A 1,257-nucleotide genomic window follows, 5' to 3' on the forward strand; every position below is an offset into this window, starting at 1 on the left:
GAAGGCTGAGCTGTGATGGGGAAGCTCCTTATGGAGCGAAGTCTTTGATTCCCCGCTGCCAAGAAAAGCTTCTAGCGAGATAAAAGGTGCCTGTACCGCAAACCGACACAGGTAGGCGAGGAGAGAATCCTAAGGTGAGCGAGAGAACTCTGGTTAAGGAACTCGGCAAAATGACCCCGTAACTTCGGGAGAAGGGGTGCTTTCTTAACGGAAAGCCGCAGTGAATAGGCCCAAGCGACTGTTTAGCAAAAACACAGGTCTCTGCGAAGCCGTAAGGCGAAGTATAGGGGCTGACACCTGCCCGGTGCTGGAAGGTTAAGGAGAGGGGTTAGCGCAAGCGAAGCTCTGAACTGAAGCCCCAGTAAACGGCGGCCGTAACTATAACGGTCCTAAGGTAGCGAAATTCCTTGTCGGGTAAGTTCCGACCCGCACGAAAGGTGTAACGATTTGGGCACTGTCTCAACCAGAGACTCGGTGAAATTATAGTACCTGTGAAGATGCAGGTTACCCGCGACAGGACGGAAAGACCCCGTGGAGCTTTACTGTAGCCTGATATTGAATTTTGGTACAGTTTGTACAGGATAGGCGGGAGCCTTTGAAGCCGGAGCGCTAGCTTCGGTGGAGGCGCTGGTGGGATACCGCCCTGACTGTATTGAAATTCTAACCTACGGGTCTTATCGACCCGGGAGACAGTGTCAGGTGGGCAGTTTGACTGGGGCGGTCGCCTCCTAAAGTGTAACGGAGGCGCCCAAAGGTTCCCTCAGAATGGTTGGAAATCATTCGTAGAGTGCAAAGGCATAAGGGAGCTTGACTGCGAGACCTACAAGTCGAGCAGGGACGAAAGTCGGGCTTAGTGATCCGGTGGTTCCGCATGGAAGGGCCATCGCTCAACGGATAAAAGCTACCCCGGGGATAACAGGCTTATCTCCCCCAAGAGTCCACATCGACGGGGAGGTTTGGCACCTCGATGTCGGCTCATCGCATCCTGGGGCTGTAGTCGGTCCCAAGGGTTGGGCTGTTCGCCCATTAAAGCGGTACGCGAGCTGGGTTCAGAACGTCGTGAGACAGTTCGGTCCCTATCCGTCGTGGGCGTAGGAAATTTGAGAGGAGCTGTCCTTAGTACGAGAGGACCGGGATGGACGCACCGCTGGTGTACCAGTTGTTCTGCCAAGGGCATAGCTGGGTAGCTATGTGCGGAAGGGATAAGTGCTGAAAGCATCTAAGCATGAAGCCCCCCTCAAGATGAGATTTCCCATA

Annotated in this window: 1 rRNA gene; it reads left to right on the forward strand. The window is 54.2% G+C overall.

The window, feature by feature from the left end:
* Nucleotides 1–1,257: ribosomal RNA gene (locus AC1M36_RS28265) — 23S ribosomal RNA — on the forward strand; the annotation flags it as partial.

It is taken from the genome of Bacillus sp. Medicinal_06 (genome assembly GCF_056711665.1).